Below are 22,133 nucleotides of genomic sequence, written 5' to 3'. Positions count from 1 at the left end.
TGGAACAATACCTCGACCACTGTGCCCGGCTGGCCGGCGTGGCCCTGACATGGCTCGGCGTGCAACTGATCGCCGGCGACAGCGGCCCGAATACGTCGCCGCAACGAACGTCACTGCACGTCGTCAGTCTGCTGTTGGGAAGCCTCGCCGTCAGCCTCGATGCGGCCGTACTGGGAGCCGCCCTGGCCCTGAAACAGCTTCCCGTCGGCGCGATGCTGGTTGTCATCCCGGCGGTCACAGCCGTTGTCTCGGCCCTCGGCTTCGCCCTGGCCCATCAGTACCGCACCGTCCTCGGCCGCGCCGCCGAAATCACGGCGGGCAGCATCCTGATCGCCGCCGGCGGCTATCACATCTGCGGCTGAACGTGCACTCGACAACGTGCCGCCACACACAGGAACCGCGAAACACAATCACCGGTCCGCGAACGCCCAAGCCACCATCAGTTGTGCCGCTCAGCACGGCCGATACGGGCTGCAGCGGACCGGAATTTGAAGGTCACAGCCATGAATGAAACCTTCCTGACCGTCGAAGGGGCGGCCAACTACCTGCAGGTGAGCCGTTCGATCATTTACGCCCTGATCGAAGCCGGCAAACTCGCCTGCCACCGCATCGGCCTCGGCCGCGGCACGATCCGAATCTCCCAACACGACATCGAAGCGTACCTGGAATCCTGCCGACAGGGCGATGTCACGCCTCCGCCTCCGCTCCCGCCGCCACAGAAGCTGAAGCACATTCGCCTCTGACCGGCACGCGACTCCCGTTCAGGTCACTTCGACGGTGCCGCCACCATTCATTCCCGACCGACACAAGCCGGCAAGCCGAACGGTCTGCCGGTGCCCTGAGCAGCGGCAACTGCTCAGGGCATTTCTATTGGGGCTTTCCGGCGTCATGCAACCCTGACTGTCACTGCAGCGAGATCATGCTGTCGCCCGCCGAGCCTGTTCCAGCAGATGCTCCGGGTTCTGATTCAGATGCTGATAGACACGGGCCAGCGTTGAAGGATCACGGTGCCCCAGCAGCACGGCGACGGTCAGGCTGTCAACGCCGTTCCGCAGGGCATTGGTGGCAAACGAGTGCCGGAGCGCATACAGCGAATACCGCGGCACGAGTTCCCGCGCCTTCCGGATCGTCAGCTTCCGCTTCGCTTCGGCACGCAGTTCCGCCGGTGTCTTGTCAACATCGTGACCCTTCGTCCGCCGTGTCGGTTTCAACCGCTTCATCAGGGCCGCCACGTCCGTCGGCTCAATCACGATGCCAAGCCGCTGCATCTCGGCCCTTCCCATCCGGTCCTGGATTGCATCGATGGCGCAGTTGACAGCGTCCGTCGTCCACGGCGTACCGGCCGAGTTGCGAAACAGCGGACCCGCCGGATGCTGCGTCATGAGCCGGCGGACAATCGCCAGCGCTGCGTTGGTCAAATAGACCACGCGACTGAGCTGTTTTCCCTTGGACTGTGAGCTGTGAAATACCCACCGCTGATTCGCGACATCCACGTGCCGCGCCTCAACGATCAGCGACTCCTGCGGCCGGCAGCCGGTCAGCCACGTCACCTGCAGCAGATCCGTCAGTCCGGGATTGCGGACGCATCGCAGCATTTCGTCAAACTGATTTTGCGACAGAGCGATTTCCCGCACCTCGGCACGGGGAACCTCCAGACCCGCAATCGGATTCATCGTCAGGAACCCCTGCGTCGTGCCCCACTTGTAACACCGCTTTACAGCACGAAAGTAGTTCCGGCGAGACGTAACGGAGAGGCTGAAGGAGTTGACCCATTCTTCCACGTGATAGGGCTTCAACTGTTCCGCCATCAGCGAGGAATGATGGCGACAGAGTCGTTCCAGCCGATAGCGATACCATTCGTAAGTGTCGGCGCTGCGGTTTCGCTGCACCCACTCGAGAAAATGATCGGTGAGTTCCGGCAGCGAGATTCTCGAAGTGCGGGAAACTCGGCGAGCCGGTTCCGGCTGAGCCATCAGTTCATGGAACTGCTGCAGGGCCGCCTTCTTGTTTGTACCAAGACAGACCTGCTTTCCCTGAAACTCAACATACCACCGACGATTGGACTTGCGGAACCACGGTTTGCGGGGACGAGACATGAGAAAACCTTTCAACCTGAGTCAATCGAGACACAAGCCGGCAAGCTGAAAGGTCTGTTTCCACCCCTGCACGGCGGCAACCGTGAGGGGCAGTTCCCTGCATTTATTCCCTGCATCGCAGGCAGGAGTCGACGTAAGTCCAATACACCCCAGTGGATTCGAACCACTAACCTTCGGTTCCGTAGACCGATGCTCTATCCAATTGAGCTAGGGGTGCGGTGGTGGCAGGATAGTCGAATCGCGGGGGGCTTTCCAGCTATGGAGTCGCTAAGTTTCGCGACTGAAACTCGCGAATGCGTGTTGTTGGTGGTGGGGCTGACGGAACGTCTGGATTCGCAGAACCTGTCCGTGGAAATCGCGGACTTTGGAACCCGCGAGGTGTGCGTTTCACCCCAAGTCTGACGATTCTGACGGTCGGGCGTATTCGAACAAAGGCAATATCTGCCGATCCGCAGCCGGTCGTGGCGGTCGGCAAAGATGCGAACTTCCGTGATTCTGCGGGTACTTTTCCGACGAAAAGCAGTTCACATCACCTGCCGCAACTGGTCTGCGGAATCTTCCGTCTGACATCACTGCCACTTCAGGAACGCCCTATGATCAGCACTCAGGTCACTGTCGCCCGGCCGGGTGTCGCGATGTCCCGTTCGCGGAGTGTCAGCACGGAACCCGATGGTGAATGTTCCGGGGTGGGACTGCGAACGGTGTCGGAACTGAACCACTGGCGGCGACAACTGACGAGCTATTGTCGCGGAATCACTGAGCAACTCGATGCCATTCGCTGCGTTCTCGATTCCTCGCAGCCGGGGCTTGCCGCATCTCGGCACGTGCCTGGCGTTCGACGTTACGTCCCAAGCGCTTCCGGGCGCGATAGCCTGAGTGTTTTCGACATGGCTTCCCTGGAGAAATGAGCCCGCGAGGCGTTCGCTGCCGCGGTGCCGTGTGACGTTTACGGAACCCGCACCGGGACGTTTCGCGACTTTGCCGGACGGCGCGGCGCTCATGCGGACGGCGCTCATGCGGACGGCAGTCATGCGGACGGCAGTCATGCGGTCAGCCGGGTGGCGGGTCAGGCGTGGTCTGTGTAGTCAGAGATATCCGCCGTCATCTGAAACGGTTCCCCTGTCTCGTGGAGTTCGCGCAGCAGTGAGTCGATATCGAAGTCGACGGGAACGGCAATCTTCATCACCATTTCGAACCCGGTGCTGTCGCCGGTTCGAACGGCGTGCATTCCGGCGATGTCAATTCGGTGCAGTGCCATCACGGACGACAGTTGCCGCAGGACTCCCGGCTGGTTCAGGCCGCCGAGTCGCAGCGAATACAGCCTGGACGATCCGTTAATCGATTCGCGCAACCGTTCATTGGCAGGATCCTTCAGACCGAAGTCGATTCCGAACGGCCGGCAGGCGTCCTGCAGGTGAGCGCAGATGACGTCGGAATCCAGTTGTTCGGGGAACTCCGCGGAGAAGATCATCGTGAAGAAGCCGCGCACGACCGTCTGGCTGGCTTCCCGCAGGTCACCGTCGAGTTCCGCCATGGCTTTCGTGACGGCGGACAGAATCCCCACACGATTCGCCGCTGTCATTGTGATGATGTATTCTTTGGCCATCTGGATCACCTGCTGTTCCGACGGGCAGCGAGCCGCGCGGCATGCTGCGGAAATCGCGAATCAGGCATTGGACGTGCAAAGTTCGATGACATGTCCGTCCGGATCCGCCAGAAATACCTGAACAGCGCCGTCGGGTCGCAGCTTCGCGTCGTCAACCAGATCAATACCGCGGTCCTTAAGAATCTGAGCGGCTTCGCGGGCGTCATCCACTTCAAACGCGAAGTGATGATTTCGACTGCTTCTGACCAGGGCATTATTCGGATATCCGGCCGGGCCGCTGCGATCGTGTTCCTCGATCAGGTGAACCAGAGTTGAGCCGGCCTGAAACCAGGCTCCGCCGAAACTAAAGGCGGGACGATCGACTTCTTCCATTCCCAGCAGGCCGACATAGAACTGACGGCTGGCTTCGACGTCCTTCACAATCAGAGTGACGTGATCGATGTATTTGACCTGAATGGCCGCGGCGGTTTGGCTGATTTCGGGCATTTCGCAACTCACTGTGGTGACACAAATCGATCGTTCACCGCTGGAATGCGGGACTTCGGAACAACGCACCAGCGGGGCCTGCGTGTATTGTGGCGGCAGGACTCAAAAGTGACAATTGAGTCCGGGCAGCCGCCCTGCAAGCGGCCCGACGCGATGGGAGCCGTCGCCAGGAACGGTTCCGACGGGACTGGCGCGGGGCTGGTGCTGGACTCCGGCAGCTTTTGCGGAGTGAGTCAACGGTGTCAGGCAATCGCAGCCGTCACCGGTTCGCCGACCGTCCACTGACTGCCCTGTCGCAGAATTCTTCGATACAGCGTGTCGCGCTCGACAGGTTCGCGACCGGCTTCGCGAATGAGCTGATGCAGTTGCCGCACGGTCATGCCTTCAGGCGTCGTCGCGCCGGCGTCGTGATAGATCAGTTCATGAACCACGGTGCCGTCGATGTCGTCAGCTCCGTAGCTGAGAGCCAGTTGAGCGGTCTGTTCTCCCAGCATGATCCAATAGGCCTTGATGTGGTCGAAGTTGTCCAGCATCAGTCGGCCGACAGCCATCATCCGCAGGTCGAACAGACCATCGGGCTTGCTGATATTCGCGAGTTCCGTGTTCTCGGGATGAAACGCCAGCGGGATGAAGGTTTGAAAGCCGCCGGTCTCGTCCTGCAGGGACCTCAGCCTCAGCAGATGATCGATGCGATGTCGGGGCTGTTCGATGTGACCGTACAGCATCGTGGCGTTGCTTCGCAGACCCAGCTCGTGGGCGGTTCGGTGGACGTCGAACCAGACATCCGCGTCGGCCTTGTGTTCACAAAGCTGTCGCCGAATTTCAGGGTCGAAGATCTCCGCGCCGCCGCCGGGCATGCTGCCGAGTCCCGCGTCAATCATCTGCTCCAGCACGCGGCGAATCGGCTGTTTCGAAATGAAGCTGAACCAACTGATTTCCACCGGCGTCCACGCCTTGATGTGCATCTCCGGCGACGTCTCGTGAATCGTCCGCACGACGTCCAGATACCAGTCGAAGCTCTTCTTATGATGCAGTCCGCCGACGACATGAATTTCCGTTGCTCCGCTTTCACGCCCTTCCAGAACGCGTTCGCGAATCATGGGTTCATCAAACGTATACGCCTTCTCGTCGCGCAGGTCGGCTCGGAATGCACAGAACCGGCAGCGGTACACGCAAACATTCGTCGGGTTCAGGTGAATGTTGGTGTTGTAGTACGCAAGGTTGCCGTTTTTGCGTTCGCGGACGACGTTGGCAAGCTGTCCAAGTGCGTGCAGGTCAGCTCGTTCATCCAGGTAAACGCCGTCGTCGAACGACAGGCGTTCCCCCGCTTCGACCCTGTCGGCAATTGACTGCAGTTGAGAATCGTTCGTCCGAATCATGTCTGTTTCGTTATCCCTTTCGCGTTCCGATCAAACGCCGTTCGGTCCTGTCACAATTGAAGAATCTGTTTTCCGGCGTCAGAGTCGATCAGCAAATTTCTACATTGCCTGGTCGGGAAACCCGAGCGTTGAGCCGCGGCGACGCTTCACTGCGAACGCTCCAGCCACACGTCGATGCAGCCCAGCGCGAGAATTCCGAAACTGATCACGGCGTTGACGTGAAAAAATGCGATATTCACCCGTTTCAGATCGTCCGGACGCACCAGCCAGTGTTCGTAAATCAACAAACCGCCGATCGCAGCGATTCCCAACAGAAAAATCGTTCCGAGTCCCGCCAGCCACCAAAGCAGCACCAGCATGGCAATTGTCATGAGGTGGCTGACGAACGCAACTCGCAGCGCTTTCGCAACACCAAATCGGGCGGGAATACTGTGAAGTCGGCGAGCCATGTCGAAGTCCGCGTCCTGGCAGGCATAGATGATGTCGAAACCGCCGACCCAGAAGAAAATGACCCCGGCCAGCAGGGCGGGAGTCGCCGCGAATTCGTCGCGCACTGCAATCCACGCCGCGACCGGAGACATCATCAGCGCGGCCGACAGCCAGTAGTGGCACAGACTTGTCCAGCGTTTCGCGTACGAATAGCCCAGCAGAAACAGCAGTACAGGCACTGACAGGTACAGGGGCAGCCTCTTCGGCAGGAAGATCAACGTCGACGCGACGAATGCCAGACTGCTGACGACTGTAAACGCGGCCACCGACTTCACTGACAGCAGCCCCGCCGGGATATGACGCGTCGCCGTTCGCTCATTGGCGGCGTCCACGTCGCGATCCACCAGACGGTTGAATGCCATCGCCGCCGATCGTGCGAATACCATACACACCAGAATGCCGACGAGATCCCGCAAACGAAACACTGTGTCCGGCTGACTCCATGCCAGCACGGCGGCCAGCAGCGCGAACGGCAGCGCGAACACCGTGTGGCTGAACCGGATCAGTTCAAGGTAGTGTCGAACGGTAGTCAGCATGGCGGGAAAAGAGTCTGCGCACAAAACGAATCCGGCAGCCTAACCGCAGGCGCCGGAATTTACGCCGGACTGATCTTTACGTTCCTGGAAGTGGCAAGCGAAACTCCCGACATCGCCGCAGTGGCGGGACTTCTGGCGAGCGGCAGATGAGTTGTTACCTGCCCGCGAGCCGCACGGCGTTAGCCGCGGTGGTGCCCGCAGTGAACCGGGGCTAGCGCCGTGCGGCCCGCGGGCAGACTCGCATCTGCCGCACGCCTTTGATCACGAACGAGCCGCACTTTCCGCGTCCCGCCGTGCAACGCCAGCGCGCGTACGAAGTGTGCCGATTGTCAACATTCCCACACCGTTCAGCGCGTCGTCATCGTTCAGCAAACCGGAAAATCCGCCAGTTTTCAACCGGAGTAGAGAACGGATTCGACAATCTTCGATGAGCTGCCGATTCCCGCCAAATCCGGCTCGGTTTCCGACGAACCGACGTGACGCGGCTGTCCGGTATACGTTGGAATGAACCAGCCTGCCATTTGCCAACCTGACCTCGCCGACGGAGACAATCATGAATGCAGTTCGATTTTCAGGCTGCGTCGCTGCTCTGGTGCTATTGCCTGGATCAGCTACGTTTGGTGACGACGGAAGGTCTGTTCGAGAACTTCGGTACGAACCGGTTGACGAAAACCGCTCGCGGACGGTTCCGGTCAAGGTCTACCTTCCCGAAGAACAGAACGCCCAACCGGTCGTTTTGTTCTCTCACGGACTCGGCGGTTCACGAGAAAATAACGCCTACCTGGGAAAGTTCTGGGCGGAAGCAGGTTACGTGGCGGTCTTCATGCAGCATCCCGGCAGCGATGAGGACGTGTGGAAGACAGTCAGTGGCGGGCAGCGGCTGGCGGCACTGAAGTCAGCGGCGAGCGCTGTCAGTTCGCGCGACCGCCTCGCGGACGTTTCGTTCGTGATTGATCAACTTGGCGTCTGGGACAAACAGGATGGCCACGATCTTTTTGCGAAGCTGGATCTCGAACATATCGGAATGAGCGGTCACAGTTTCGGCGCCGTGACGACTCTGGGTGTCGCCGGGCAGGTCTATCCGTTCAATCGCAGCTTTGCGGATGATCGCATTGACGCGTTTCTTCCGATGAGTCCTCAGCCAGGCAAAGGGCGAGATACTGCAAAGACCTTCGGACACATTACCAGGCCGATTCTGTGCATGACGGGCACCAAAGACGCCAGCCCGATCGACCCGACTGTGACACCGGCCAGGCGCCGTGAGGTGTACGCTGCGCTGCCGCCGGGCGACAAATATCAGCTTGTGCTGTTCGACGCAGAACACATGGCGTTTGGAGACGCCCGCGGCTTGCGGGCGAGACGCCGCGACCCGAAGCATCACCCGGCCATTCAGCAGATCAGTCTGAAGTTCTGGAGCGCGTATCTGAAAGACGACGCGGAAGCCAGAAGCTGGCTGCAGTCACAGCAACCGATCTCCGGCACCGGTCTCGGCAGCGATGACGTGTGGGAATGGAAGTAGTTAAGCCGCCGGCCCAACGCAACGCGGCATGGGTTCGACGTGCGACGACCGAAATTCGCGCCAACTACGATCCCACGTATCGCGAATACACGGCTCGCGCAATTCCGGAATCTTCCGTTCCCTTAACGATCGCTCGTCCATCCGGGAACACGGTCAGTTCCAGATCCGAACCACGCACGGCGACCCGCACCAGGAAGGGATTCGATGTCACAGTTCCGGCGGAATCCAGCCGACCGGCAAGTTCGCCAAGCGACAGACTCACCTTTTCCGGCGGACTGATCTGAACCGCGTTGCGTCCGCAAAGGACGGTTGAACCGGAGGACTGCGTTCCGTCCAGCCACAGACGTTCGCCGTGTTTGCACGCCGGGCAGTCGTCGTCGTTTCGTAATCCGGAAACGTCCACCTGGCGAAACGTGCCGTCCCAGACGTCAATGATTGTCAGCTTTGGAGATTCGAAAATGGACCGGCTTGATTTCGACTTACCGGCGTCTCGCCGCTCGTAGTTCCCGCCTCCTGACTTCGGACTGTACTGTTCTCCGCTCAGCAATTTCAGAGCCAGTGTCGCCTGCAGAGACGCTGTCACGCCGATCGCGGGGCCGATGACTCCGGCGGTGTCGCACGTTTCCGTCGAACCGGGCGGCGGCGGGTCTGGAATCAGACACCGCAGGCACGCGGTTTCGCCGGGTATCACGGGCATTACTTGTCCGGTGCTGCCCGTGCATCCCGTGAAGATCCAGGGAATTCCGGTCTCCAGCGACAGGTCGTTGATCAGGTAGCGAACTTCGAAGTTGTCGCTTCCGTCCAGGATCAGGTCTGCTCCGTCAGCAAACTGACGAATGTTGGAAAAGCCGACGTCGGCAACGATTGGTTCGATCGTGATTCCGGAGTTCACGCGCCTGAGTCTGCGTGCGGCCGCGACCGCTTTCGGTATATGCTCTGCGACATCGTCTTCAGTAAAAAGAATTTGCCGCTGCAGATTGGACAGTTCCACAAAGTCACGATCCACGATTCTCACGTGGCCCACGCCGGCTCGCACCATCGCATCCGCCAGCACGCAGCCGAGCGCTCCGCAGCCCACCAGCAGCACTTGTCGCTGCATCAGTCGCCGCTGCCCGGCTTCGCCGATTTCCGCGAAGAGGATCTGCTTTTGGTATCGGGACAGTTCGGGCATGAGCTTCCGATTTGCGTGGTGGAATACGGTGGAAGTCGGTTCAGCGTCCGCGAGCAATCGACCGTTCAGCAACTTGCCGAATCACTGCGGATTCTAGACCGGATCATTCACGAGTTTGTACGACGGGACTCCGATCCCGTCGAATTGCAGCGACGGAATTGTGCGAGCCGAAGCATTCGGAAATCCACACTCGCTGCCGAACCTACGTGCGATTCTCTGACGTCATCACCGGCACCGCCGGAGCCAGTACGGAAATGTTGTGCTTCAGCACGGCGTTTCTTGTCTTGCGAAAAACGCCGACCAACAGCCGGATCACCGATTCACGGTACGCCAGTTCGCTCGACAACAGGTCGTCCACGTGCCGAGAGAACATGTAGCCTGGTTGCTGGCTCTGGAAGAAGAAAGCCAGATTGTCGTCCGTGATCTGATCGCGACCGGCCAGCAGTTCCGCGATCGCAATCGCCAGCACAGTATCCACCGGCGGCGAAAAGTGGCGGGCCGGCGACGAACGCCACGCGTTGGCGGTTTGCTCCGATGACATCGCGAAGATCCAGTCTTCCATGGCAACGTTCTCGACCTTCCTGAGTGTGAACAGCAACTTCAAAGCCTGCACGGGAGCTTCTTCCAGCAGACCGAACAGACGACGGCGTTCCTGACTGATCCACGTGGCATCCGCTCCGTTTTCCGCCATCCGTTTAAGGAGATGCAGCTTTGCGTCGATGGTGTCATCAGCGGATTCAACCTCCAGAACCTCCGGCGGCAGCCCGCCATTGAGTCGCGCGGCGATGCCCAGGACCCATGACGAATGAGCCGCCCTGCGCATTTCCGGGTTGCTGTTCGCGGTGCCAGTGTTGGCATTGACCCTGATGAACTCGACCACCGACGCACCGATCGCCTCAAGATGGTGATCCCTGTCGTCCGTTCGATAGTGGACCAGTTCCGCCACGGACTGCAGCATGTTCAGTTCCGCCTGCGTCCATTGTTCAACGGGTGCCGCCCGCAGCCGACCCGCCAGAACTTCCAGATATTCTGCAGTCCACACAGGCAGCTTGTCATGGAACCGCTTCGCGTAGGAATCACTGAACGGAAACTCCATCGCATAAAGTCTGCAGTCGTGATAGCTGGCTTCCAGCGGTTGCACACCCTCAAAAACGGCACGACCCTCAGCCGCTTCCTTCAGCCAGAACTCCACGATCTGCAATGTTGTTGGTTCGTCGATCAGCATGTCGGCGGTGATCAGGTCACCCTTCATCAAACGGCGGTTGATGAATTTGCCTCGAGCTTCCTCGGGTGCCACAGGAGGAGAATCGCCGGCGGAAACGATCGCAGGCGTGTGGCGTGCATCTGTCGTTGTTCCTGTGAGTTCTGTGAACGGAAGCAAATCGCGCCTCGCGTAGACGGCGTTTGGCGGTGTCGCTGGCCCGTAGGTTGGAACGGCGGCAAACTCGGGCAGTTCTACTCTGGCCGGACTGTTGCTCGCACTTGTCGTAGACTGAAACCCTTCCTGAAGTTTGATGACCACTTCGTCGGAGAACATACCGGAGATCTTCCATGTGTCGCCTTCCTTCACCAGCGTCATCGTTTCGGATTGATCGACCAGGCCGGTCTCTCCATCGACGTGTGCCGTGTTCACGACCATGGCTTCGTCGCCATTGGCATTGATCTCCCACTGCGGTTTTGCCTTCTTTGATTCGGCGCCTTCCAGACCGCTCACCGCCGGAGCAAGGTCCTCGAGAAACTCACGCGGTTGGTCGAGCGTTCGGGCGGCGGTCCGCAGCAGCATCGAATAATCGTCGGCGGGCATTTTGGCTTTGAAGCCGGCTTGTCCGGTCAAGAGTCCGGCGATGTCCGCCGACATCTGAATTTGCTGCCGGGCGGCCTGAGCTTCCGGAGGCGGGTTGGAAACCTCATGTCGCTGGAGAATCTCGCTCATCTGCGTCACGGCCTGAAGAAACTGCGGGCCGGACAAGTCGCCATTCTGTCCTTCCGCCCCAAATGCCGCGACCAATCCGGTGACCGCCTGCATTCCCGAAATTGCTCGGATCATCATGCCTGCGAATCGTTCGGCTTCTTCGTCCGTCAGCACGCTGACATACCGCCGCATCGTTTCACTGTCATCGTCCAAAGCACCGCCGATGTAGTCGAGCAGCTCCTTCGGTGCCGCAAACTTGGGCAGAGGTGCGACACGTTTCCAAGCCTGAACCGTGCCAACGCTGCCGCTGAAGTCGGTCGGTTTCGGAGCGGATCCATCTGACGGAGCCCATGCGACCGTCAGCGTGTTGCCTTCAACTTTGTAAATGCCACTCCAAATCGGCGGAGCGTCCGGCAGATCACGTCGCACAATGTCGACTGTTGCCGGAGTTGCTTTCGGATCGATGCGACGGCCGAAATCGCTTTCGTGGGTTCCTCGCAGCAGCGTCCATTGCCCGGCCTGGGTCCGCAAAACAAGCCCCGTTTCGTGACCCAGCACACCGCGACCAGTGATCTGTTCCAGTTTCCATTCACCGTCAAGTTCCGGATCCGCCTCGGCCGTCATGTTTAACCCGGCCCGCAGGGCAGGCATTGCATCGGCGTTCTGTGCCGCCGTGTTCGTTGCAGCGCGTTCCTCGTCGGAGGCTCCGGTTAAGTGACCGTCGGCACCTTTTGCCCTGTCGGCTTTTGCCTGCCAATTCAGATCATGTCCGCTCATCAGATCCGCAACGCGACGTTCGATGATTCGGTCTGCAACCTTTTGACGCCGCTGATGTTTTGTCTGAACGTCCGCCAGATCATGCTGTGCAATCTGCAGTCGGAGTGCCTGCAACAGCATCTGAGATCGAAAGGATGCTCGAACGGCGCTATCCAGTCTTGCCTTCAACGCCTCGACCGCCTTCGGGTCCGGCGATTCCTGAACCGCTTCGGTGCGATATTCCCGCGCGGCCTGCAGCGAGGCTTCTTCCGCTTTTAAGTAATCGCGTTCGGCGTCGTCACGGGCCTCGTTAAGAAGTCGCCGAGCATCCTCATTCAAAGTCGAAAGTTCATTTGTGGCCGGTCTGGGACCATCGTCGTCCGCGGCCGCTGCGCCACCAAGTAATGATTCCAGGAAGCCCACCGGGCCACCCGACTCATCGCTGCCGTCTGATCTGCCTTCGACAACATCACGCCCACGCTGTCCGTCCACGACAAACCGGGTTGCCGCGTATACCCCCTGAAATGTCGTGACTTCCAGTCCGGTCAGTTCCTTCAGTTTGCGGCGGAGTTCCCGACCTTCCGAAGTGTTCCATGCGTAGGCCCAGAAGAAATTGCGGTTCGACTTATCCGCTTTCGGAAAGTACGTGAGCATGGCGATCGGAACATCCGGCATTGGCTCCGCGAGTTCATGTTTGTAATACCCCGGAACAATAATCTGCCGCACATCCGCATTGGGGTCGACGTTGAGATGCCATTCGGCTCCGAAGTACCCGGTCAGCACCAGCACTATCGGCTTTCCCGTTGGCTTCACGTGCACGTAGACACGATCATCGCGGTTATTGTCTTTGGGCATATACATGCCGACGACATGCATTTCGCAGCCGGCAAGCTCACCCTTGTCGAGCAGTCCCGCAGGACGATTGTCCTGCTGAAGTCCCTCCGCGCTCGGAGGCTGATTCCCGTCTGGCAGACCATTGCTGTGTTGCTCTGCCTTATCGCGTTCCTCCGCAAGCTTCGCACGCAGCGATTCGATTCGCTGACGGATGGCGGCCGCTTTTGGATGATTGGCACCGACTTCAGACGCCAGAGTTTCAAGTTCCAGTTCCGCCTTGACGACTTCCAGTCGCAGGAACTGCTCAACGCTCTGTGGGGAAAGTTCATGCGCCGATGACGTCGGTGGTCCAGAAGATGGTACTTTGATCTCTTCCGGCAACGGGCTTGTTTCCGCCGTCGTCTCCGACACGCGTTTGGAATCTTCCTGAGCCTGGAGGAACGCCGGCGTGCTGACAATCAGCATCACGGCACACCATTTTGTCAGAGTCATCATGGGATTAAACTTTTCGTTCACAGGTGAATCAGGTTTTGTCGCTGATCAGCGAGGGCTTCAATGCACGTATCGCTGACCTGTAGCTGACCAGTCATGGCTCCGCCGGCACGAGGCCGGTGGTGGCCGGGATTGAGATTGGGGCTGAGGTTGTAGTTGGCCGATCGGCACCGGCGTGAAGCCGGTGGCGGCAAAGCATCGATAGCAGCGGCGGGGGCGGCGAATGTTCGACACTGGGTTGCTCACCACCGGCCTTTGCCGGTGGAAGCACGACGCCGCCGACCCAATCCCTCCTCCGCTCCCGGCCTTGTGCCGGTGGAAGCGGACTGCAAACCCCGTCAGGCCTCGTGCCGGTGGCGTGAGTAGCACGCAACGCCGCAAACCTCTGGCCTGCGATGACCAGAGCCATTGGCGAAGTTCAGTTTTCCAGATTACGATCTTCGGCCAATGACTCCCACGCCCTTTACACCGAAAGAAAACTGTCGCCCCGCCTATCAGTTGAGATGGTCGCTGGCGGTGTTTCTTCGGGGACGCTGCCGGACGAACAACAATGGCTCGACACCCTGAAAGCGTCGCTGGAAGCGGACAACATCCGCATTCTTGAGTTTCATCGGCGGACCAGTGAGACCATTCAGTTTCTGCTCAGCACTCAACCGGCGGTCATCCCGACCGAGATCGTCAAGAATGTGAAAGGAAGGCTTCAGCATTCGGTACGGCCGTTCGGCGGAGTTTCGCTGCGACGGAACTTTCGCCTGAGCACCGTCGGCGATGCCGCTGCGGCCACGGTTGAACGCTACGTTGCGGAACAGTTCGAACATCACGAAATGGCTGATGCTCACAGCCAGCAGTTGCTCGAGGCACTCAGCGTTGTGTCGACAGACATTGATCTGACGGAACCGCTTCATAGTGGTCACGGGCAGCATGTTCTCGCGCTGCATCTTGTCTTCGTGCATGCGCAGCGCTGGCGAACGGCCGAGGTCTCGTTTCATGAGATCACTCGGTCCGCGATTCTGGCGACGGCCGAAAAATGGGGCCATCAAATCTCCCGGCTCGCTCTGCTGCCTGACCACGTGCATCTGACCGTTCGAATTCGCTATGAACGCTCGCCCGCTGAGATCGCTCTGTCGTACATGAACAACGTGGCTTTCCGACACGGAATGCTGAATCTCTGGATGCCCGGATACTACGCCGGAACGATCGGACCGTATGACATGCAGGCCGTGCGACGACGGATGTAGCGGTGGAATTCCGAATTCGTCGTTGGGGTCGGTTGGGCCTGTAGCCTGACCAGTCATGGCCCACCGGCAGGGGTGGTGGCCGGGTGGGGCTGAGGTTGTAGCTGGTCGTCAGCGCTCCACCGGCGTGAAGCCGGTGGCGGTGAAAGGCATTGATAGCAGCGGTGGTGGCGGCGAAGGTGGGGGAGGCCGTGATGGCGGAGGTGGCGGAAAGGCGAAGAGATTTCCCACGCTCATGGCTCCGCTCTCCACCGGCTTTATGCCGGTGGAAGCCAGACTGGTCAGCTAGCCCGGCGGACCAAACCCCGCTCAACGTCCTCACCGGCTCACCACTGGCCTTGTGCCAGTGGAAGCGTGATTGGTCAGCTACGTCAGTGACAGCGCGCTTCCGGGCACCGAACCGGATGCAGGAGAAGCGTGACCGCTTGTCCGTGAAAGCTTCCGAACCCATCACAGCATCTCCTGCCGAAGGCGTTGCAGAGTGGATTCGAGGTCGTCCAGATCGGAGTCGACGCTCCACTGCAGTTCATTGTCAGCAGGTTCCAACTGATCCTGATGGTCAGTCGTTTCTGAAGGCTGATCGGCTGACTCAACCGTGAGTGATTCCTGTGCAACAAGCGAACTGTCAGGCTTGTTCTGATCGCCCGGGACGATGAACAGGACGATTGCGGCGCAAGTCAGAAGGATTCCAGCCACAGCGATCGGCCAGCGGAGATGACGCGTCGCTTGCGCGGTTGGTTTCAGAGACAACGGCAGCGGCACCTGCGACGGTTGCTGCACGTGAGCCAGGCAGTCTTCCAGCAGAGAAGCCACTTCGTCTGCGGAACGGAAACGGTCGGCAGCGTTCTTTCTCAGCAGCCGGTGGATGATGGAACACAGCCAGAGCGGGACGTCGCTGCGAAGTTCATGCACCGGGCGATGAGCGTTGTCGGTGATCCGGCGAAGGATGCCGTAGGGCGTTTCGGCTCGGAATGGCGGATGGCCGGTGGCCATCGTGTACATCACGCTGCCCAGACTGAATAAATCGCTGCGGTGATCAATGCCTTCGCCTTTGGCCTGTTCGGGCGACATATATTGCGGCGTGCCGGCAATGACTCCGCTTCTGGTCAGGCTGGCATCGTCGGCGGCGCGGGCAAGGCCAAAGTCGGTGATGAGAACTCGTTCCACGTTTTCCGGCAGCAGGATGTTGGCGGGTTTGATGTCGCGGTGAACGAGCCCCTGATCGTGCGCCGCCGCCAGCCCGCGAGCTGTCTGCATGGCGATGCGCAGGATTTCGGGAACGGACAGCGGGCCGTGCTGATCGACGCGTTTCTGCAGCGACTGGCCCTTGAGGTACGGCATGATCAAATACGGCAGATTGTTAAATTCGCTGACACCGTGAATCGCGATCACGTTATCGTGAACAACGGCGGCGGCAGCCTGAGCTTCCCGAGCAAACCGCTGTCGAGCGGCTCCGGTGGTGGCGTAGTGTGGTGCCAGCACTTTGATCGCCGCATATCGATTCAGCGAAGCATCGAAACCCTTCAGCACGATCCCCATCCCGCCGCAACCGATGACTCCGGAGATTTCATAGCCCGCAAAACGTCCCAGCATGTGCGGGTCGTCGGTGGGATTCAGAAAATCCAGACGGAGAGCGTCGGATGAGTTCCGGACCGAGTCACCAAAGTGCGTCGCGCAGGACGCCAGCGCCGGGTTCTCCGAGGAACTCAGGAAGGCTCGTGCGTCGTTCCACAGCGTGACGTCGGCGGTTCGGCGTTTCAGTTCCGCACCGCAGTGGTCACATTCGTCCAGATGCTGTTCGAACGAACGCTGAGCGACTTCATCCAGGCGATCGGCCAGGAAGTCGTCGATGGTTTCGGGGTTGCAGGTCGAGGTGGGCACGGGGCAGTTACTAGTCGTCAGTTATCAGTTTTCAGTAGTCAGACTTCAGTATTCGGTGATGACGCCGCCTGCGCGGGGGCGGTGGCTGGTTGTTCGTCAACCGAGTCTTGGTGGATCGGACGGTTGCCGCCATCGGGCGCGATTCGGGAGGGCGAGGCTCCTGCCGAGCCGCGTGTGCCGCAGGACGTCAATCGCGGCAGTGGCCGGGCAGGAGCCCCACCCTTCCAAACATTCGATCGTTCATATTCACTCATCAAATGACCTCTGACAGACCATTAGTTGCTCAATTCTTCCACTTTCTGCCGCAGTCGTTTCATGACTCGACTGCGTGAGGCGTAGACGCTGCCTCGCGTTCGTCCCAGTTCGGCGGCGGCATCGTCAACGTCTTTTCCTTCCACCGCTGTCAGCCAGAAGGACATCCATGTTTCGTCGGAGAATTCGTGTCGGATTTCACCGGCTGCCGCGCAAAACACTTCGCGGCGATATTCGATCTGCAGCAGATCTGAATCGGGTCCGCTGCTGGCGGGTCGTTGTTCCAGAAACTGATGTGTTTGTTCGTCGCCTGACCCGACATCCGGGACGCCGCGGGTAATCGCGTTCAGAATTGCGTTCCTGGTGACGCGATGCAGCCACGTGCGAAACGTTGCTCGATCCGGATCATGTTCCCAGCGAGCGATCGCTCCGGCGATCGCCAGAAGAACCTGCTGAGCCAGATCCTCGGCATCGGCGTCCTGCATTCCTTTCGTCATTGCCATGCGGCGAATGACGGGCCGATAGAGGTCCGAAAACTGATCCCACGCCTCATGATCGGCCGGATCGCGGACGCGAAGCATCAGGCTGGGGCGAGTTTCCGGTTCAGTCATCGGCGCGTTCAAATTGGCTCCCTGCACGTTACTACACACAACATGACGCAGATTTTGACACAGATTCTGCACGACGCGAACTGCGCGGCAGCGGATTCCACCACAGACAGCGACGAGACCGGTGACGGTCGAGGAGCTTTCGCGGAACTGGCCGGCCGGGGATTGCACGTCCAGCCGTCATCCGGGAAATGGCTCTGCACGCGGAAAAATCTTCCTCTCCTGCTTCAGGGGCGAGGGGAAGTTGCTTCGCGGGGCAGGGGAAGAACGCGGAGGCCCGGTGAGAACGGGAGCGCCGTCGAGTGATAGTGCCGGCTCCGATACGGCGGCCGCCGTTTTTTTGCGGTGAGCGTTATTCGGATCGCACTTCAATCCGTCCGGAGATCGCGTCGTCGCTGAAGACGACGGTCAGCAGCACTTCCTTTAGCCGATTGAAGGCGCGGTCAAACGTGGATTTGCCAGGTTCGGCAAGCACCTGCTTTGCGTGTTGGCGGTTTCCGTAGGCTGTCGAAAACACTTCATCGCGTTCGGAGTCGTAGCGATATTCTCCGTCGGGCGAGAAGAACGTGACTCCGTATTTTGCGTCGGACAGTGAATCGACCTGACCGATCGGCACATCGTACAAATGCAGCAGAGTGTAGATTGGCATGATGTTGTGATAGGACGCGCGGCGCATGTGTTCCTGCCAGTACGTGCGGACGTCGTCCTTCAGCTTTTGCAGAGCGGACGTGCGCAGACGCCAGGCGAACTGACCGCTGATTTCCTGTTCCGGCGGCTGATCCAGAGCGGCATCGATGACCTGTCGCAGGACGTGCGGTTCCGTGGCGGCAACCAGTTCGCCGCCGACGACGGACAGGTAGAAACGAATACGAGCGGCATAGATGCGATAAGTGACACCATAGATGGAATGTTCACGGTGAGCGGGTAACTGGTAGGCATCGATCGCGGTTTCGAAACCTGCGACATCGGATTCGTGCAGGAACACTCGCGACAGCAGCATGCTCAAAAATCGATCCGCCTTGTCGGGATCTTCGACATTGATCGTGACATAAGTCGGGGCGACCGCCGCAAAGGCCGCCGTGGCGATCGCGGCCTGCAGGGACGGCTGCAGCGGAAACGGAGCATTCAGTTGCCTGAGTCTTGTCGGGTCAATTTCCAGAACCGAATGAGCGTCGCAGAAATTGAATGAGACACGGTTTCCCAGCCAGCTCAGATCGGTCAGCGTCGGATCGTCCCGCAGGACACCATCGACGCCCGGCAGTGACGTGAGCAGTGCTTTTGTCTGTTCGCGATTGTTCAGAAGTGTGATCGACGTGAACATCGATTCCGCGGGCGGCATCAGTCGCAGCGATCGTTCATCTTCGCTGAGCATGTCGCGGTAGCCGTGCCAGCCGTTGCTGTTGACGAATGGCAGCAGGCAATATTCAACCACCAGATTCGGGTCCGTCGACAGCCGCACGGCCAGCGGCGAGAAGTAGTCCTTCCAGAACGACGAGTAACGCTGGACGTAACGTTCGTATTCTTCCTTTTCTTCTTTGGAAACCTGCAGGACGCGGAGTTCGCGGATCGGTGTCAGGTATTTCAGCCGGTTAAAGACGGAGTTGGTGGCCGCGTCGCTGTCGGCGTCAAATGCATAGGCGCCGCCCTGAGGACAAACCAGCTTGTCGCGATTGATGAACCGGCCGTCGATCAATGACGCCAGTCCGTCCGGAGTGCGATCGTACTCCAGCCGATAAAACAGCGACGCGTTGTTCAGCATGACCAGGTTGTTCAGACTCTGCTTGCGCCGCCGTTCACCGATTTTGAATGACGGGCTGCTGAGGTATCGCAGGAATGCGTCGGACAGGAAGAGGTATCCGGAATCGGCGTCGTTCGCCGAAGGATGAAGAGCGTGGACGTACTGGAAGTCGGGTGCTGAAGCCAGTGACGGCTGCTTGTTCTGCACCGTGTCGATCACGCGGCGGATCGCGACGTGACTGTTGGAAATGATGGTCCAGTCTTCGTGTTGAGCCTGGAAGGAACTGATTTCGCGGCTGGCCGTGTAGCGGGCGACGATCCGAGTACCCAGGTAGTTGAATTCGCGATCCTCCATGTCCGGAAATCGCTGCTTTGCATTGGCCAGCCATTCCGCTTGTTTTTTTGCGAGAACTTCCGCGTTCCGGGCTCGCAGCAGCACCGTCAGATCCGTGCCTTCCGCGAGATAGAAATCGGAACCCGTCAGCACCAGTTCAGTGACACCGCCGTCCTGGAACAGCGGCCGCAGATCATCAAAGTCCGTGACCAGTTGTGTTTCGTACTTTGACCGCAGGTGATGGTCTCGCGCGTCTTCGGTCAGCATTCTCAGCAGCGGTTCAATCCAGTTACCGATTTCGCGGTGAAGGCTGTCAGCGGTCTTCCAGGAACTGAAACGCAGGTAGTACTGATCCTGGGGAATGAGCGACGCGGATTCCGGCAGAGGTCCGGGAGCAGCCTGTTCAGACTTTTGTTTCAGCAGTTCCCGATAATCGGGCGACATCACGTCAGGCGGCCGGACGTCACTGACATGAATCGTAAGGTCTCCTTGTTTCGCCGAACCTCGAAGCGTCCTGCGCTGCAAAGTCCGCTGCAGTTCCAGGCCTCCGGAAAACAGGTGATACAGCCGTTCTTCGCTGGTTTCCTGGTCAGCCGTCAGTTTTGACATCGACATTGGCGGCGGCGTGACTCCGTAGCGTTCACGCGACTGCAGCAGCAGGTATTCGAAGAACGATTCGCCGGGATAGTATTCCAGCAGGTTGGCGAAGTGCTGATTCTGATATTCGGCCCATGTCGTGTAGGTGAGTTTCAGTCCGCCGTGTTCAACGGGAATCGGGATTTCGATGTCGGCCTGCCGAGTCTCGACGCGGCGTGAACCGTCCGGATTTTCGGAGACCGTTTCGTACGACAGTCTGACGGAGGCCGCTCCGACACCGCGAAGACGCCCGTAGAACTCCGCGTGGTTTCGGTCAAACCGGGTTTCGCGGGGATAGATCAGAAACGAACGGTCATCGAGCGATTTCAGCCGCACGTAACTGTTCTTTTCAAATTCGCTGGCGAAGAATGGCTGCTCGAGGCGAACCACAAAAGCCCTGATCTGCGCGTCATCTTCATCCTGAAAAGTTTCCACTCGGTGACTGAAGGGCAGCGCGTCCTGAGCGTTGAGCGCGCCGGAAGTGAAACTCAGCAGCATCCAGGTGGCAACAGCGGTTCTCATCACAGCTCTCCGAAAAAGATCAGGTGGTGCGAATTGCGGCTTCCTGTTGACTGAAACGAGCCAGCCGTGAGGTGATTCGACCAATTCGCGCGATCGTTTCGCCGCCGCTCGGGCCAAACCATTCGATGCAATACCTCAAGTCTGTCGCTGCCGGAACGATGCGGTGTGTGGTCGATCGACCGTCCAGGTCCAGTGAACGAACAGTGCCGGCAGACGATGTCGAATGACGCTCTCGTCGGTCGTTTCAGCGCCGGTTCCGTTCCTGCGAATTGCCTGCGCCAGCATTCTGTCATGGTAAACCGGCAGCCGGTGTCCAGCCATTGGCAGGTTTCGAAAACCGGCAGCCGGCTGGCAGTCACGCCTGTTCGATCGGCGGCGCGGAATCCTGGCGGGAATTCACCGGAATGGACTGACGGTTCGAATTGCGCGTGCTTTCGTGCTTCGGGCAGCCCGCACCGCCTGGTGTCTTACGACGGATTGGAAAGTCCGGGGCACCCGCGTCGCAGGCTTGACGAAACGTCTGCGAAACCAGACCGTGCGCGTCATGCAAGCGGACCCGGAAAATTATCGCTGGCCGGCGGAATGGGAAGGACATGCGGCGACGTGGGTCGCCTGGCCGGTGAACGCCAATACGTGGCCGGGACTCTTTGAACGCATTCCTCCGGCTTTCGCCAGGTTCGTTGCGGCGGTCAGCCGGTTTGAGCCCGTGCGGATCCTTGCCGGCAGCGAGTCCGTCATCAAGGCTGCTCGACCGTTTGTCGTGGAAGCCTGTTCGGCCGTGGAGTCCTGTCATTCCGTTGACTTCGTGGAGATCCCCGTCAACGACTCGTGGTGTCGCGACCACGGGCCCATTTTTCTGAACCGCCGGCCCAACGTCGGCAGTGGTCCCGAACAGATCGTCATTGACTGGGACTACAACGCCTGGGGAGAAAAGTACCCTCCCTGGGATCAGGACGCGAAAGTTGCCGGGCGAATCGCCGCACGGCTGGACATGCCCGCCGTTCGTCCGGAACTGATTCTGGAAGGCGGATCGGTCGACGGAAACGGTGCCGGCACAATTCTGACGACGGAAAGCTGCCTGCTGAATCCGAACCGCAACCGGGGAATCACGCGCGAACGCATGGAAGCGGCTTTGCGGCGATTCATGGGAGCTCGCAACGTCGTCTGGCTGCCGGGCCACGGAATTCTGGGAGACGACACGGACGGCCACGTCGATCAGGTCGCCCGTTTTGCCGATGCTCGCCGAGTACTGGTGGCGGCTCCCTACAGCGATGATGCACCCGAAGCGAAGAAACTGCGAGCCAACTTCAAAGCGGTCGCGAATGGCGTGAATGCCGACGGGCAGCCGCTGGACCCGATTCCTCTGAAACTGCCGAAACCACTGTTCCAGCAGAAGCATCGGCTGCCGGCCAGCTACTGCAACTTTTACATCGTCAACGGAGCGGTCATCGTTCCGCTGTTTCAGGATCGCGCTGACGAAACAGCCATGCAGCAGATCCAGAACTGTTTTCCGGATCACGAGATCGCAGGTGTCGACGCGCTCGATCTGATCTGGGGACTGGGCGCGTTTCACTGCATGACTCAGCAGCAACCGCTGAAATCGTAGAACTTAGCCCGGCCGGCTTTCGTGAACCGTCGCGGTCCGAAGAATC

At 59.5% G+C, this 22,133-nt stretch carries 17 protein-coding genes and 1 tRNA gene; 7 read left to right on the top strand and 11 right to left on the bottom strand.

The features are described 5' to 3' along the window. Window positions 1-362: manganese efflux pump (locus tag R3C19_26605; GenBank protein ID MEZ6063933.1), on the top strand; the 362-nt coding region annotated here is incomplete at its 5' end. A 141-nt stretch (window positions 363-503) separates the two neighbouring features. Continuing rightward, window positions 504-743 (top strand): helix-turn-helix domain-containing protein, encoded by a 240-nt coding sequence (locus tag R3C19_26600; protein ID MEZ6063932.1) that lies wholly within the window; start codon window positions 504-506, stop codon window positions 741-743. A 174-nt stretch (window positions 744-917) separates the two neighbouring features. On the opposite strand, the gene R3C19_26595 is transcribed toward R3C19_26600, so the two are convergent. Next, window positions 918-2,096 carry a tyrosine-type recombinase/integrase gene (locus tag R3C19_26595; GenBank protein ID MEZ6063931.1) on the bottom strand — a complete coding sequence of 393 codons (1,179 nt, stop codon included), beginning with the start codon at window positions 2,094-2,096 and terminating at the stop codon, window positions 918-920. Between the two features lie 143 nt (window positions 2,097-2,239). Continuing rightward, a tRNA-Arg gene (locus tag R3C19_26590) sits at window positions 2,240-2,313 on the bottom strand. Between the two features lie 376 nt (window positions 2,314-2,689). On the opposite strand from R3C19_26590, the gene R3C19_26585 reads away from it, so the two are divergent. After that, window positions 2,690-3,004, top strand: a complete 315-nt coding sequence (locus R3C19_26585) for a hypothetical protein (protein ID MEZ6063930.1) — start codon at window positions 2,690-2,692, stop codon at window positions 3,002-3,004. 158 nt (window positions 3,005-3,162) lie between these two features. Here the strand turns inward: R3C19_26585 and R3C19_26580 are convergent, their stop codons facing one another. From R3C19_26580 to R3C19_26565, 4 genes are all read right to left on the bottom strand, one after another. Further along, entirely contained in the window at window positions 3,163-3,702 is a 540-nt protein-coding gene (locus R3C19_26580) for an ACT domain-containing protein (protein MEZ6063929.1), read from the bottom strand. Between the two features lie 60 nt (window positions 3,703-3,762). Next, a complete protein-coding gene (locus tag R3C19_26575; protein ID MEZ6063928.1) occupies window positions 3,763-4,188 on the bottom strand; it encodes a VOC family protein in 426 nt (141 codons plus the stop codon). Between the two features lie 242 nt (window positions 4,189-4,430). Next, window positions 4,431-5,567 carry an aminofutalosine synthase MqnE gene (mqnE, locus tag R3C19_26570; GenBank protein ID MEZ6063927.1) on the bottom strand — a complete coding sequence of 379 codons (1,137 nt, stop codon included), beginning with the start codon at window positions 5,565-5,567 and terminating at the stop codon, window positions 4,431-4,433. A 146-nt stretch (window positions 5,568-5,713) separates the two neighbouring features. Then, the gene (locus R3C19_26565; GenBank protein MEZ6063926.1) at window positions 5,714-6,592 is read right to left on the bottom strand and encodes a UbiA-like polyprenyltransferase; all 879 of its coding nucleotides are present in this window, start codon (window positions 6,590-6,592) and stop codon (window positions 5,714-5,716) included. A gap of 553 nt (window positions 6,593-7,145) precedes the next feature. Between R3C19_26565 and R3C19_26560 the strand changes: the two genes are divergently transcribed. Then, window positions 7,146-8,111 (top strand): dienelactone hydrolase, encoded by a 966-nt coding sequence (locus tag R3C19_26560; GenBank protein ID MEZ6063925.1) that lies wholly within the window; start codon window positions 7,146-7,148, stop codon window positions 8,109-8,111. Between the two features lie 64 nt (window positions 8,112-8,175). On the opposite strand, the gene R3C19_26555 is transcribed toward R3C19_26560, so the two are convergent. Both R3C19_26555 and R3C19_26550 read right to left on the bottom strand, forming a co-directional pair. Beyond that, entirely contained in the window at window positions 8,176-9,282 is a 1,107-nt protein-coding gene (locus R3C19_26555) for a ThiF family adenylyltransferase (GenBank protein ID MEZ6063924.1), read from the bottom strand. Between the two features lie 202 nt (window positions 9,283-9,484). After that, window positions 9,485-13,279 carry a hypothetical protein gene (locus R3C19_26550; GenBank protein MEZ6063923.1) on the bottom strand — a complete coding sequence of 1,265 codons (3,795 nt, stop codon included), beginning with the start codon at window positions 13,277-13,279 and terminating at the stop codon, window positions 9,485-9,487. 500 nt (window positions 13,280-13,779) lie between these two features. On the opposite strand from R3C19_26550, the gene R3C19_26545 reads away from it, so the two are divergent. Beyond that, complete coding sequence (locus tag R3C19_26545; GenBank protein ID MEZ6063922.1) at window positions 13,780-14,514, top strand: transposase; 735 nt, start codon at window positions 13,780-13,782, stop codon at window positions 14,512-14,514. A gap of 139 nt (window positions 14,515-14,653) precedes the next feature. After that, window positions 14,654-14,800 carry a hypothetical protein gene (locus R3C19_26540; protein ID MEZ6063921.1) on the top strand — a complete coding sequence of 49 codons (147 nt, stop codon included), beginning with the start codon at window positions 14,654-14,656 and terminating at the stop codon, window positions 14,798-14,800. Window positions 14,801-14,961: 161 nt separating this feature from the next. Here R3C19_26540 and R3C19_26535 read toward each other — a convergent pair whose 3' ends face one another. The 3 genes from R3C19_26535 to R3C19_26525 all read right to left on the bottom strand — a co-directional run bounded on the left by R3C19_26535 (window position 14,962) and on the right by R3C19_26525 (window position 20,481). After that, window positions 14,962-16,392: a serine/threonine-protein kinase gene (locus R3C19_26535; GenBank protein ID MEZ6063920.1), complete on the bottom strand. Its 1,431-nt coding sequence runs from the start codon at window positions 16,390-16,392 to the stop codon at window positions 14,962-14,964. A gap of 275 nt (window positions 16,393-16,667) precedes the next feature. After that, window positions 16,668-17,255: a sigma-70 family RNA polymerase sigma factor gene (locus tag R3C19_26530; GenBank protein ID MEZ6063919.1), complete on the bottom strand. Its 588-nt coding sequence runs from the start codon at window positions 17,253-17,255 to the stop codon at window positions 16,668-16,670. Window positions 17,256-17,604: 349 nt separating this feature from the next. Continuing rightward, complete coding sequence (locus R3C19_26525) at window positions 17,605-20,481, bottom strand: hypothetical protein (protein MEZ6063918.1); 2,877 nt, start codon at window positions 20,479-20,481, stop codon at window positions 17,605-17,607. A 544-nt stretch (window positions 20,482-21,025) separates the two neighbouring features. Here R3C19_26525 and R3C19_26520 point away from each other — a divergent pair. Continuing rightward, complete coding sequence (locus R3C19_26520) at window positions 21,026-22,087, top strand: agmatine deiminase family protein (GenBank protein ID MEZ6063917.1); 1,062 nt, start codon at window positions 21,026-21,028, stop codon at window positions 22,085-22,087. Window positions 22,088-22,133: the final 46 nt, after the last annotated feature.

The organism is Planctomycetaceae bacterium (assembly GCA_041398785.1).
Classification (GTDB): Bacteria; Planctomycetota; Planctomycetia; order Planctomycetales; family Planctomycetaceae; genus JAWKUA01.
The sequence above is the reverse complement of the archived record's forward strand: the minus strand, read 5'-3'. Positions and strand labels throughout refer to the sequence as shown.